The 12,462-nt window shown below is 45.0% G+C and carries 11 protein-coding genes; 3 read left to right on the top strand and 8 right to left on the bottom strand.

Annotated features, from left to right (window positions below):
- Positions 1 to 130: 130 nt before the first annotated feature.
- Positions 131 to 1,126, top strand: coding sequence for a LacI family DNA-binding transcriptional regulator (locus tag AC1RNB_RS02740; RefSeq protein WP_493080497.1), 996 nt, complete (start codon positions 131 to 133; stop codon positions 1,124 to 1,126).
- A 26-nt stretch (positions 1,127 to 1,152) separates the two neighbouring features.
- On the opposite strand, the gene AC1RNB_RS02745 is transcribed toward AC1RNB_RS02740, so the two are convergent.
- From AC1RNB_RS02745 to AC1RNB_RS02755, 3 genes are all read right to left on the bottom strand, one after another.
- Entirely contained in the window at positions 1,153 to 2,058 is a 906-nt protein-coding gene (locus AC1RNB_RS02745) for a serine hydrolase (RefSeq protein ID WP_493080499.1), read from the bottom strand.
- 4 nt (positions 2,059 to 2,062) lie between these two features.
- A complete protein-coding gene (locus AC1RNB_RS02750) occupies positions 2,063 to 3,586 on the bottom strand; it encodes an NAD(P)H-hydrate dehydratase (protein ID WP_493080501.1) in 1,524 nt (507 codons plus the stop codon).
- A 69-nt stretch (positions 3,587 to 3,655) separates the two neighbouring features.
- The gene (locus tag AC1RNB_RS02755) at positions 3,656 to 4,129 is read right to left on the bottom strand and encodes a Dps family protein (protein ID WP_493080502.1); all 474 of its coding nucleotides are present in this window, start codon (positions 4,127 to 4,129) and stop codon (positions 3,656 to 3,658) included.
- A 189-nt stretch (positions 4,130 to 4,318) separates the two neighbouring features.
- On the opposite strand from AC1RNB_RS02755, the gene AC1RNB_RS02760 reads away from it, so the two are divergent.
- Positions 4,319 to 5,032, top strand: coding sequence for a DUF4197 domain-containing protein (locus AC1RNB_RS02760; RefSeq protein WP_493080503.1), 714 nt, complete (start codon positions 4,319 to 4,321; stop codon positions 5,030 to 5,032).
- 20 nt (positions 5,033 to 5,052) lie between these two features.
- Here AC1RNB_RS02760 and AC1RNB_RS02765 read toward each other — a convergent pair whose 3' ends face one another.
- Both AC1RNB_RS02765 and AC1RNB_RS02770 read right to left on the bottom strand, forming a co-directional pair.
- Positions 5,053 to 5,685: a PepSY-associated TM helix domain-containing protein gene (locus tag AC1RNB_RS02765; protein ID WP_493080504.1), complete on the bottom strand. Its 633-nt coding sequence runs from the start codon at positions 5,683 to 5,685 to the stop codon at positions 5,053 to 5,055.
- Between the two features lie 7 nt (positions 5,686 to 5,692).
- Positions 5,693 to 7,207, bottom strand: a complete 1,515-nt coding sequence (locus AC1RNB_RS02770; protein WP_493080506.1) for a DUF2271 domain-containing protein — start codon at positions 7,205 to 7,207, stop codon at positions 5,693 to 5,695.
- 206 nt (positions 7,208 to 7,413) lie between these two features.
- Here AC1RNB_RS02770 and AC1RNB_RS02775 point away from each other — a divergent pair, with 206 nt between their 5' ends.
- Complete coding sequence (locus tag AC1RNB_RS02775) at positions 7,414 to 8,673, top strand: aminotransferase class V-fold PLP-dependent enzyme (RefSeq protein WP_493080508.1); 1,260 nt, start codon at positions 7,414 to 7,416, stop codon at positions 8,671 to 8,673.
- Between the two features lie 79 nt (positions 8,674 to 8,752).
- Here the strand turns inward: AC1RNB_RS02775 and AC1RNB_RS02780 are convergent, their stop codons facing one another.
- From AC1RNB_RS02780 to AC1RNB_RS02790, 3 genes are read right to left on the bottom strand one after another with little or no spacing between them, the layout of a single operon-like run.
- A complete protein-coding gene (locus AC1RNB_RS02780; protein WP_493080510.1) occupies positions 8,753 to 9,334 on the bottom strand; it encodes a hypothetical protein in 582 nt (193 codons plus the stop codon).
- Between the two features lie 23 nt (positions 9,335 to 9,357).
- Positions 9,358 to 11,502: an OmpA family protein gene (locus tag AC1RNB_RS02785; RefSeq protein ID WP_493080512.1), complete on the bottom strand. Its 2,145-nt coding sequence runs from the start codon at positions 11,500 to 11,502 to the stop codon at positions 9,358 to 9,360.
- Between the two features lie 12 nt (positions 11,503 to 11,514).
- Entirely contained in the window at positions 11,515 to 12,453 is a 939-nt protein-coding gene (locus AC1RNB_RS02790; RefSeq protein WP_493080514.1) for a PorP/SprF family type IX secretion system membrane protein, read from the bottom strand.
- Between the last annotated feature and the right edge of the window lie 9 nt (positions 12,454 to 12,462).

The following is a 12,462-nucleotide window of genomic DNA, read 5'->3' on the forward strand; positions in this document are numbered from 1 at the left end:
CAAAACCAGTCTAAATGTAGGGGGATCAGGGGATTACATCAGCGGAATTGATTTTCTTGCGAACCGCAAACGTTTGCGAAATCCTTTGATGTGGAAATTTTTTTACCTTGTTATCACGCAAGAATTAAAAATGACCAATCCAACCTTAAAAAAAATTGCAGAAACGCTGGGTATCAGTGTGTCTACGGTATCCCGGGCCCTGAAAAAGCACCCGGATATTTCGGCGGCAACCCGACAGAAAGTGATGGATCTGGCCCAAACACTTGATTATGAGCCCAATGCCAGTGCTGTACAGTTGCGTACCCGTAACAGTAAACTATTCGGCATCTTGGTTCCCTCCATCTCCAACTATTTTTACGAATCTTTTATAGCCGCCATTGAAGAAGACGGCCGGAAAAACGGATACTCTATTATTATACTGCAGAGCGGTAACGATCCGGAGATAGAGCAGGAGAACCTGAAACTCTTTCGCCAGAACCGGATCAGCGGACTATTTGCCTGTATTACACCTCAAACCAAAGACCTGGCCGGTTTCGACAAATTGCGGGAACTGGAAACCCAGGTGATTTTCTTCGATAAGATTCCACCGGACCAGCCCATACAGGCGGTATGCCTGGCCGATAGTGCCGCCGGCGAAATGGCCGCTGAAGCCATCCTCCACAAAAAGAAAAAAAAGGTGTTGGCATTGTTTGGCGACCGGCAATTACTCATCACCCAGAAAAGAATGCAGGCCTTTACCCAAACGCTGACAGAAAACAATAATACAATCACCCTGCAAACGGTTCATACCTGCAGCAGCGAAGAAGCCAGGGTTCAGACCAACCGTTTTCTGGCTGATAAAACCAACAGACCGGATACCATTTTCTGTATGAGTGATGAAATTCTGATTGGTGTAATGAAAGCCTTGCAGGAAAATAACCTGAGACCTCCTGCAGCTATTGCCGTGATCGCGATCAGTAACGGTTATATACCCAAACTCTTTTACCCTGAGATCACCTATGTAGAAACCAGCGGTAAACAGCTGGGAGAACTGGCTTTTGCACGTATGCTCCAATGTATGGAGAGACCGCTGCCACCCGAAGAAATCATTCTGGGCTCGAGACTGGTGGAAGGCGGTTCTTTATAGTTAAAGGATCTGTCTGTAAGATCTCTCTATTTTAGGGCTGCCATGTACCGGTAAATCATTTCCGATACCCTTGCCATGGCTTCTGTGGCTTTATCTGCATCTGCCAGTTTTCGTGACAGGATCACCAGTACATATTTCCTTCCATCCGGCAGAAAAATAATACCTGAATCATGATGTACACCTGTGATAGAGCCGGTTTTATGGGCCACTTTGAGATCTTTGGGCAGATAGGCGGGTATGATATCATTGTATCGCTGATCCAGTAAAATGCGGATCATGTCTTCGCAGGCTTTTGGATTTACAATTGTTCCCGCTGCCAAGGCCTGATACAGGATCATCAGATCATAAGCCGTAACGGAATTATTCAATCCCTTTTCAAAAGCTTTCCCATCTTCCACACCCCTTAACACCTGCATATCGTTAGCGCCCAGCTCACGCATGGTCTGTGTTACCTTTTTCCCATCCACGAGTTCAATCACCATATTGGTAGCAAGATTACTGCTGAGAATGATCATCTGATATACGAGATCATAGAGCGTAACTTTGGTTCCTAGCAGTTTGTATAATCCGAACTCACTATCATCTGCAGGATCCAACGTGTACAAAGATCCATCAACAATACTTTTGAATTCATTCTTTACCACCAGCGAATCCGTTAACGAAAGTTTTCCGGCTGCTACCTGTTTAAATACTTCTACCATTACCGGTGTCTTCATGGTACTGGCCGCATGAAAACTGCTGTGGTCGTTCCAGAGAATTTGTTCTTTTGTCTGCAGGTTCATGAAAGCCAGTGCAAACTCGCCGGTTTCAGCGGACAGTCTTGCCTGGATCTTTTTCAGCAATTCATTTCCTTCGGGAGTTGTTTGTGCATGACTATGGCTGATATGCATACAAAAGAGCATTAAACAAACAATGAATAAACGGGTAAACATGGGTTTAGTTTTCTTGCAGTGAAATAAATGCCTGTGGCAGATACCGGATCAAATCGCCGGCCAGCATCGACGTTTCGCCCAGATACTGTTTGGCCAGATCGCCGGCCTGTCCATGCAGGAATACTCCCAACAAACAGGTTTCTTTCTGCGAATACCCCTGTGCCAGCAGGCTGGTAAGCATTCCGGTTAACACATCTCCACTCCCACCCTTGGCCATACCAGGGTTACCGCTGGTATTAAAATAAGTTTCTCCCTCCGGTGTGGTGATGCAGGTATGCGCTCCCTTCAACACCAGGTATACCTTGTATTTTTGAGAGAAAGCCAATTGCTGTTCATGTCTGCTGAAATCATTGGCAGTTTCGCCAACTAATCTTGCAAACTCTTTCAGGTGTGGTGTTAGGATGGCATGGGCAGGAATGGTTTTCTCTCCTTCGTTCTGCCTGCTAATACTATTTAATGCATCTGCATCTATCACAATAGGTCGTTTACAGTTGGTAAGTAAATATCTTACTGCAAGTTGCGTGTCCGGATGTGTTCCCAAACCCGGACCAATACCTACCGCATTAAAAGCATCCGTTTGTATCTCATCTCTAACATACTGTTCTCCGCTATCTACAACTGCCATCGCTTCAGGATGCGTGGTCTGCAATATTTCATACCCGCAAACAGGTGTATGCACCGTTAACAAACCCACGCCACTGCGCAGGCAGGCATCGGTAGCCAGTATCGCCGCTCCCATTTTCCCATAACTACCTGTTACGAGTAATGCGTGGCCAAAACTTCCTTTATGCGAAAATTTTGGACGCGGATGTAACAGGGTTTTAATAAAGTCTTCGGTAATGAAAAAAGTGGAAGAAGGTTCCTCTTCGATAAAGTTTTTGCTAAGGCCGATATCGAGCACGACCCACTCGCCCACATACCCACCATTTTCAGGAAAGAAAAAAGCCAGTTTCGGAAACTGAAAACTGAGTGTATAGTTTGCCCGAATAATAGCTGAAGATAGATCGGAATGTTGATCGGCCAGTAAACCAGAGGGTATGTCGATAGCGATCACTGTTGTTGCCGCTGCATTGATATAGTGGATCAGATCGGCCAGCAGTCCTTCGGCTGCCCGGGATAAACCTGTTCCGAACAAAGCATCAATGAGAATGGTTCCGGCAGGTATTATAGGAAAATCATGCACAGAATGCAGTTGTCTGACCAGAGAAATGTCCTGTTCAGACAATCGCTTTTTATTTGTCAGGAAATCTTCGGTAGCATTTGTTTCAGCACCTGCCATATATGCCTGTACCCGGTAACCTGCTGTTAAGAGTAAGCGGGCAATAGCCAAACCATCACCGCCATTGTTTCCCGTTCCGCAGAAGATGATAAAAGAATCCTGAACAGTATAACGGTCCCTGATCCAGTTATAGCAGGCCGTTGCGGCCCGCTCCATCAGGTCAATAGACAAAACAGGTTGGTGCAGGATCGTATATTGATCTGCCCGTCGGATCTGTTGTACAGAAAATATTTTAGCAGGATGACTCATTACCATACAAAAATGATCGTGTGATCATCTTACAGCAAAAGTACAACTACTAATCAAAGCCCACACCGATCAGGCAAAATACCTGCGCAGGATCCAGGCATTGGTTTCATGCTGCTCCATCAGCCCGGTAAGAAAATCAGCTGTACCTGCATCTTTGAATGAATTACTGCAGTTATCGATTCCCTTTCTGAGCAGTTGTACAATGGTTTCATTGTCTTTCAGCAGCTCTTTCAGCATTTCTTTGGAAGAGGGGTATTTACCCGGCATTTCCTTAATGTTTGAATGTTTGCTGAATTCATTCATGGTGCCGATTGTTTTACTGCCGAGTTTGTTAATACGCTCTGCTACTGCATCAATCGTTGTTTCCAGCTCGCCATACTGGGTTTCAAAGAGTTTATGCAGTTCCATAAAACTGTCACCGGCAACATTCCAGTGAAACTTACGGGTTTTTACATACAACATCATTTCATCAGACAAGACAGTTGATAAGATAGCCACTGAATGTGCCAGGTTTTTTTCCGAGATCCCGATATCAGGTTTCATGATTTTTGATTTGTTTGTGAATGAGATGCAACCTGCTAAAGGTCTTCTCTTTACCAGGCAAACCATTATACGCGGAGGGAGAATTGTTGTATCATTCCCATATTCTCCCTGTTTTGGTTGACGGGTACCTGCAAACAGAGTATCATTGCCTGTGGAACACAACCATTTATCATTTCCTGAATCAGTCTTATGAAAAAAATAATAATCGTTTGCCTTTGCATCAGCTCCCTGGCACTGAGTGGCTGTAGCACTTTACAATCACTTGGTAATTATCTTTCCGAAGCTGATGCGGCCAATGCCATCAGAGAAGCATTGGTTATCGGCACCAATACCGGTACCACCAACTTAAGCCAGAAAGGTTCTTTTGGTAAAGATGTTTTACTGGCTGCCATATTACCCGGCGAAGTACAGAAAATTGTTCAGACACTAGACCGGCTCGGCCTGGCTTCGGAACTGAATCGTTTCACCAATACACTCGATAATGCCGCTACCGATGCGGTCATTAAATCAGGGCCTGTTTTTGTTGGGGGCATTAAACGAATGTCTATCAGGGATGCAATCGGGATTGTAAAAGGAGGAAACACATCAGCTACCGATTATTTACGACGCACCGTTGGTGATAGTTTACGCAGAACCGTTACACCGATTATGCATACTGCCCTGGGTGAATACAAGATTGTGCAGGAATGGGACAGGCTGGTGGCACCTGTGAAAATGGTTTTAGGTAACCGGGCCGGATTAAATATTGACCTCGACAATATACTCACGGTGATGCTCACGAATGAGTTATTTAAAAAAATTGAAGAGCAGGAAATTGCGATCCGTACCAATCCGCAGGCAAGAACCAGCGCCAGTTTACAAAGAGTATTTGGTAAAAACTGGAATATAGTTCCAGCTAGATAAAAGGATCTCGGTAACCGGATTTATTGTCCCCAGATACGATATAGGAGATACACTATTATTGTGCCGGCTGCCAGTAAGATCAGTCCGTTCACCCTTTTTCGTTTGATAAACAGAAGTAGGATGAGTCCGGTAAGCGAGATCAGTACCATGAGCCCCGCAGCAATATCAATAACCCAGGCCCATGTTTTACCGGTATCCCGTCCTTTATGGAGGTCGTTTATAAAACCTACAAATCCCGTTTGTGCAACAGTCAGTTCATATTCGCCGCTACTTCGGTTAATGAAAGCCACGGCTTCATAGCCCGGCCCTTTATAGGCGATACTAATCTGGGTTTCTTCTATCCGCAGATCGTTCACCGCCCCTTTTACCGCATGCTGGTTTCGGAAATATTCCGCGACCAATAATTTTTCTACTTTGTTGGTATCCGGCGACTGTACCCAGGCCACATTCAATTTTCCTTTGACCTGTGTTGTTTTTGTTTCGCCCTGCATGGTATCCGCATGGTTGAGCGTGATACCGGTAACAGAAAAGAACAATACGATGGCAAAACTTACCATCGAGAGATAGATGTGTAACCAACGGGAGATACCCGCCAGTTTTCTTTTAGATGCGGTTGACCGGGGAGTGGTTTTTTCTTGGGTACTACTATCCATGGTTAACTCAATTCACGGTTTTTTTCCTGTATTCCAATGAAGCGCCGGCCACTTCTGCATTACCGGTTAAGGAAACCTGTTGTGCTTTTTTGGCACAATTGATCTCTCCACTCATCAGCTGGTATGTACCATGTTCGCGAACCACTTCTATATTGATGGTGTATTTGCCGGGTTTTACATAATTGCCTTTGTCATCTTTTCCATCCCATTTCAATGCATATTTACCTGCCGAACGGGTAGCGCTGGAGATCGTGCTCATGCTGCCGGCGTCTCCTGTAAAATTAGCTTTGTTGGTACTGAACCAGGCCCGCAGCTCGTGCAGCCAGCGGTCTTTGTTGTACCATACGGCAATTGTTCTTACGGGTTTATTGTCTTCATCCACCACCCATACAGCCGCAAAGGGTCTGCGGGCAAAGCCGGGTAATTGCGCCAGTTCTATGTTAATGACTAATTCAAAATTATCGTCCCACTGGTTAGCGGCTGGCTTAGTACTGATGGGTATCACTTCCGGAACCGTTAAGGCATCCCATCCCTTGCTTTTGATCTGCTGACCCGCTTTCGTAACCAGCAAAAATTCGGTGCCCGGAACGGTAGCAGCGAGTGCAGCACTCTCATCGGGTGTAAGCACATTGAAAGCAGTAGCCAACGCACCTGCATCAGTTGCATTGGGCGAAACAACGGTGGCACTGATCACTTCGCCAACAGGCATACCGGTGCGGGGATCCACAATATGTGAATACCATTGGCCATTGATATACTCGCCCCGGCGGTAATTACCACTGGTGGCAACGGCCCGGTTGTTCACCAATAAAGTCTGTAAAGGAATATCGTTCTCTGCATCGGCTTTGGGATTACTGATGCGTATGGTCTCGGTGAGATCTCCTTCCACCACCATATCACCGCCGATATTTACCAGTACAGCTTCTACCTCTTTCACTCCTTGGGCGGCCTCTGTTGCACGATGGATGATATAACTCTTGGCAAAAGAATTCAGCATCAAAGGTGCGTTACTGGTATGGGTAGCTGTTTGATGGGCTGCATCCAGCTGCCAATGCGAAGTCTGTACCTCTTGTACTGCCTGGCGGATACGCTCATTTGAAGGAAGCGTTTGTTTAGCAGCCGCCTCTTTCCATAGTTTACTGATTACCTGTGCAGACGCATCGAGTGCGCCGCCGGTTTTGGAACGCCATTGGTCAAAGAGACTGAGTACTTCAAACAGTTCCTGCGAAACGGTTACCGGTTTTCCGGAAGTTTGCATCCAGCGGCTGAATTCACTTTGGGCATCATAGCCGCTCAGGATAGCCGACAATCTTGCTATCTCGTGTAAAGCCGCCGCTTCAGCAGCCGCTGCCTGCTTTTCAGATTGCGTTTTTACTTTTATCTGGAGGGAAGTGCCCAATACATTTTCGAAATGAGATGTATACAGCCCTGCTTTATTATCCCATACAGGTGTTGCTTTAGCGGTTATACTGCCAGCAACCATACAGAAGGCGAATACAAGAAATACCATTGTCCGTTTCATGATCTTTCATTTTATATACAAATGGAACTGCCATTTACTGACTGTTAAACCAGCCATGAATTTCCTACTGTTCCGGTTAACTGATTCATATTTTAGGTGATTACAGTATTTTTCCCGGTCATTTATTTGGCAAGGTCCGTTCCGGGCACCAGAAGGCAAGTATTCATCTTTTATTTGTATTTTCATTAACAATAGAATTTACTGCTATGAAAAAAAGAGCTTTCCTGAAAGGACTGGCTTTGGCCGGTGCCAGTGTTCCGTTTTCGGCCAGTGCTTTGGATAAGTGGTTACAGCTGGCTGAGAAAAAAACCAACAGTCAACTGGCTGCCGATGATGATTTCTGGCTGGGCATCCGTGGAAACTACCGGCTGAAACCCGATTATATTAACCTGGAAAATGGCTATTACAATATACTTCCGGGGGAGATCCTTGAAAGTTATATCAATCATATCCGCGAAGTAAATTACCAGGGATCGTATTACATGCGTACGGTTCAGTTTGATAACAAGAAAAAAATGGCCGCTAAAGTAGCCGCCGTAACAGGCTGCAGTACAGAGGAATTGATACTGACGAGAAACACCACAGAATCGCTGGACCTGGTTATCAGTGGTTTTCCCTGGCAGGCCGGCGATGAAGCCATTATGGCCGAGCAGGATTATGGCGCCATGCTGGACATGTTCAAACAGGTAGCCCAGCGCCATGGGGTGGTAAACAAAGTATTGTCACTTCCGCATCACCCGGCTTCTGACGAAGAGATTGTGAACCTGTATGCCAATGCCATCACCCCTAAAACCAAACTGCTCATGATCTGCCATATGGTAAATATTACCGGGCAGATCTTACCCGTTCGGAAGATCTGTGATATGGCACACAGCAAAGGCGTTCAGGTAATGGTAGACGGTGCCCATGCCATTGCCCATATCCGTTTCAATATACCTGACTTGCATTGCGATTATTATGGGGCCAGCTTACATAAATGGCTTTGTGTGCCATTAGGCGTGGGTATACTCTATATCAAGAAAGAGCATATCCCTTCTATCTGGCCGTTGTTGGCCGAGAGTGGCAGAAAACCGGATGATATTGGCAGGTTGAACCACCTGGGCACACACCCGGTGCATACCGACCTCGCTATCAGCGATGCAGTGGATTTTTACCAGAAACTGGGCCCGGAAAGAAAAGAAAGCCGGCTGCGTTACCTGCAGCAATACTGGAGCAGTAAAGTGCGCAACCTGCCTCATATAGTGATGCATACACCGGCAGATCCTGCCCGCTCCTGTGCTATCGCCAATGTGGGTATTAAAGGAATGAAACCCGCTGATATGGCGGTTACGCTCTTACAAAAATATAAAATTTATACCGTGGCAATTGATGGTGCTAATGTACATGGTTGCCGTATCACCCCTAATATATATACTACCACTGCAGAGCTGGATGTGCTGGTAAAAGCTTTAACGGAGATGGGATGAGGGAGTAATGTTCTGGGTTCTATGTTCATCCGTTCCTTGTTCATCTGTTCATCTGTTCGATAACTGTATACCGCTATACCTAGTTGCTGCTGTCGGCAAATGCAGCTTTATTGAATTCGATACGGTAACCGGCGCTTTCTTTTTTTACCAGCTTTCCGCCCCAGTTATTGTTCTTGAACATACCACTCTGCCATTCGATGGTGTTGGTATTTTCGTTAAAAGTGTATCTGCCTGATTCATCGTAATTATCTTCATCGCTATCAAAAGCTACTTTGTACCTGCCATCGGCCAGCAGTATCAGGTGACCAAGATACATACTGGGAATGCCTGAATACAATTCATATCTACCAAGATGCAGGTTGGAAGAAACCGGTTTTGTAACAGGCATTACGGGATTGTTTATAGTTGTGTTTTGTGGTAACCGCAGTTTGCTTTTGTCCAGGACAACAGTAGTAACCATTGATTTCCCGTTGATCGTCCGGTTAACCCTCACTTCGTAAGTATTGGATTTACCTGCCAAGGCCTTGATTACAGACACTTGTTTCCACGTATTGCCGATCAGGGCTTCCACTTTATCGCCAGTTTTGAAAGTCTGAGCAGAAGTAACTGAAGCGAAAAGCAAGAGGCTCCAAAAAGAAAACAAATATTTCTGAATTTTCATATCAAATGTTTTATTCAATGCTGTTACTGAAAAGTAGCCTGGATAGCAACCCGCCGGTTCATGGCCCTTCCCTCTTCTGTTGTATTATCCGCAATCGGTCTTTCCAAACCAAATCCCGCTGTTGTAAACCTATTTGCACTAAATCCTTTCTTCACAAAAAAGTCTTTTACGGTTTTGGCCCTGCGTTGCGACAGGTCTTTGTTATAAGCTGCAGGCGCCCTGTTATCCGTATGTCCTTCAATATATAATGTCAGGTTTGGATACTTAGAAAGATAGGCAGTAACCACATTCAAAGGTTTCAAGGCAGCAGTTGTGAGTTCTGCGCTGGCTGTTTTAAAGAAGATCATTTTGGCCAATGCATCAATTTCCGCCTGAATATCGGGGCAACCAAAATTACTTCGGGGGCCTTTTACATCGGGGCACTTATCTTTTGTATCGGGAATAGTATCCTTATCGCGATCAGTTTCTACAGGAGGTAATGCAGCAACAATAGGTATCAATAACATGGGTTGCAGACTGAGTCTGGTATCGGTTCCTGCATTTTTTACCTGCAATGAATCCTGTATATATCCATTCCTTGTAAAATGTAAAGTATACGCGCGCCCCGGTCTTACAGGAAACCGGTAATTGCCGGTAATATCTGTGATCAAAGAATCTGTTGTGGGCCGTTCATTGTCTGCTGAACGGATAATGACAGTTACACTGTCCAGGCGGCGCTGGGTTGTTTTGCTGAGTACCGTGCCTTCGAGTTGTACCTGAAATAACCGGTTTTCAAATACGTAAATATCATCCGAGCCCAGGCGGTTACTGGTAAAGAATCCTTTGTTATGAACATTATTATAGATGATACCGAAATCGTCGTAGGCAGAATTGACCGGGTAACCCAGATTAACCGGTTCTTTCCAGAAACCTCTTTGTGCATAGGTTTTGTAGATATCCAATCCACCCAGACCCGCCAAACCATCTGTACTGAAGAACAAAGTATCGCCCTGCATGGTAGGGAAAAGTTCATTACCGGCGGTATTAATCTTATTGTCCAGGCCGATTGCTATAGACATATCATACTCATTACCCAGGGGCACATAGTAGATATCGCTGCCGCCTTGTCCGCCGGGTTTATTACTGCAGAAATACAACCGGCTTTCATCATTACTGAGAGCAGGATGAAAAAAATCGAATTCTTTCTGCACAAATGGCATTACCCTGATCTTTCCCCAGGTACCGTTCTCGAGGGTGGCTACGCAAATCTCCAGATTATACCTGCCTTTATCTGATACAAGGTTATTACGTGTGAAATAAACTGTGTTACCTGCTTTGTTAAAACAGAGGGGGCCGTAATTGTATTTGCTATTGAGCTCACTGCTGAATTTATCCAGCCGGTGTATAGTGCCATTATAACCTGTACGGAGGCCGCTTACCACAATAATATCATTATCATTACTGGTTAACGAAGTATAATCGTCATTGGCTTTAATAGAGGCATTGTAGGTTCTGGAAGAGTACCCGCCTACCGTATCAACTACATACAGGTCAGTGGTATCTTTTACCCAATAGATGCTGGCAAAGGGAAGCCCGTCCCAGCCGAATTCTTTTTCTGCAGTTTTGGAAGAGTAACGGTTGGAAACAAAAACCATCCCACGCTGGTAGTATTGCGGACTGAAATCCTGCTGGGTGGTATTCAGTTTTAACAGCCGGATTGTATAATCCAATGAATCCCGGAGAAAAGATGTTGGATCTGCAAAGCCTTTTGTTCTTTCAGTTAACAGGTTGGTATTTCTGGCAGGCAACTCACGCAGTAATTGGCGGTAGATCTTTTCTGCTTCTTTGTATTGTTTTTGATTAGCCAATAACTCCGCTATCCGTTGGCGTGTGGAAAAAAGTGGCGCGAATTTATTTTCAAACGCCCGGTAATAGTACAGTGCAGAATCGTAATTGCGTACATACCAGTAAGATTCGGCTATATGCAGATGAGCAAGCGAATCGTTTTTACCCGGATTTTTCAGGCTGGTTTTGTAAAAAGGAATAGCGTACATGTACCGTTGATCATTAAATTCTTTTTCTGCATTACGAAAATAAATAACGGCTCTTCTGGTACTGGCAGATTGTGCCGTTACTGTTGATTGCAGTGCGGTTAGCAGAACAACGATATATAAAAGCGATTTTTTCATTACTGTTTTTTATCAGAAATACCTTGGTGAAGCAACTTTACCTTTAGTAGAACCAAATTCATACCGCAGCATCAATTCATGTGTACCGGTGTTCAGTGCATTAAGGCTGGAAAAGGTTTTATCATACGCATACCCCAATCGGAGTTGCCTGTTTAACTGCAATTCGGCCATACCCACTACAGCGTCTCCGGTTCGGTAGGAGAACCCTAATGCAATGGTATTCTGGATCCAGAGATTGGTATTCAGATCGTACTCAATGGGGGCACCACTCACTGCTTTTACCAGAACAGAAGGTTTCAACGCCAGATCCTGGTTCAGGCTTACCACAAACCCTGTTGCGAGATATACATGCAGATCGCGACCTGAAACAGAAGCGATTTCTGCAGTGTTATCATAACTGATTTTTGTTTTTAACAAGGCAGGCGTAGATAGTCCTATATAAAATCTATCCGAGTTGTAATAAATTCCCGCTGCTGCAGCCGGCAGAAAACCACTGAGGTTCTGGTTAAAAGCAGGATCATTCGGCTGAAAAGTTCTTACACGACTGAAGTTTGCCTGGTAATTCAGCAAACCGGCCTGCAATCCAAGACTTAAGGTACCGGATTCTGTTAATTGTATCCGAAAAGCATAAGAAACATTAAAACCGGTTGTGCGTTCTATACCCAGCTGGTCATCGTATAGTTGAAAACCCAGTCCGATTTTTTTCTCTTTGATGGGCATGTCAAAACCAACCGAAGTGGTTCTGGGGGCTCCATCAATACCTACCCATTGATTTCTGTATAAAGCAGTAGCGGTTCCTACCCCACGGCTACCGGCATACGCTGGATTAATATTCAGCATATTGAACATGTATTGCGAATACATGGGATGCTGTTGCGCTTTAGCCGTTCCGGAAACTGCCAACAAACAAATCACCCATCCCCATTTTATTTTCGTCAGCCTTTCGCGCATGTGACTCGG

Source organism: Sediminibacterium sp. GW821-FHT12F12 (genome assembly GCF_058806635.1).

What these genes read in the sequence shown, in the direction of transcription:
- AC1RNB_RS02770 (WP_493080506.1), bottom strand. Translation starts at nt 7,207, where the DNA reads ATGAAACGGACAATGGTATTTCTTGTATTCGCCTTCTGTATGGTTGCT.
- AC1RNB_RS02790 (WP_493080514.1), bottom strand. Translation starts at nt 12,453, where the DNA reads ATGCGCGAAAGGCTGACGAAAATAAAATGGGGATGGGTGATTTGTTTG.
- AC1RNB_RS02760 (WP_493080503.1), top strand. Translation starts at nt 4,319, where the DNA reads ATGAAAAAAATAATAATCGTTTGCCTTTGCATCAGCTCCCTGGCACTG.
- AC1RNB_RS02780 (WP_493080510.1), bottom strand. Translation starts at nt 9,334, where the DNA reads ATGAAAATTCAGAAATATTTGTTTTCTTTTTGGAGCCTCTTGCTTTTC.
- AC1RNB_RS02740 (WP_493080497.1), top strand. Translation starts at nt 131, where the DNA reads ATGACCAATCCAACCTTAAAAAAAATTGCAGAAACGCTGGGTATCAGT.
- AC1RNB_RS02785 (WP_493080512.1), bottom strand. Translation starts at nt 11,502, where the DNA reads ATGAAAAAATCGCTTTTATATATCGTTGTTCTGCTAACCGCACTGCAA.
- AC1RNB_RS02755 (WP_493080502.1), bottom strand. Translation starts at nt 4,129, where the DNA reads ATGAAACCTGATATCGGGATCTCGGAAAAAAACCTGGCACATTCAGTG.
- AC1RNB_RS02765 (WP_493080504.1), bottom strand. Translation starts at nt 5,685, where the DNA reads ATGGATAGTAGTACCCAAGAAAAAACCACTCCCCGGTCAACCGCATCT.
- AC1RNB_RS02775 (WP_493080508.1), top strand. Translation starts at nt 7,414, where the DNA reads ATGAAAAAAAGAGCTTTCCTGAAAGGACTGGCTTTGGCCGGTGCCAGT.
- AC1RNB_RS02750 (WP_493080501.1), bottom strand. Translation starts at nt 3,586, where the DNA reads ATGAGTCATCCTGCTAAAATATTTTCTGTACAACAGATCCGACGGGCA.
- AC1RNB_RS02745 (WP_493080499.1), bottom strand. Translation starts at nt 2,058, where the DNA reads ATGTTTACCCGTTTATTCATTGTTTGTTTAATGCTCTTTTGTATGCAT.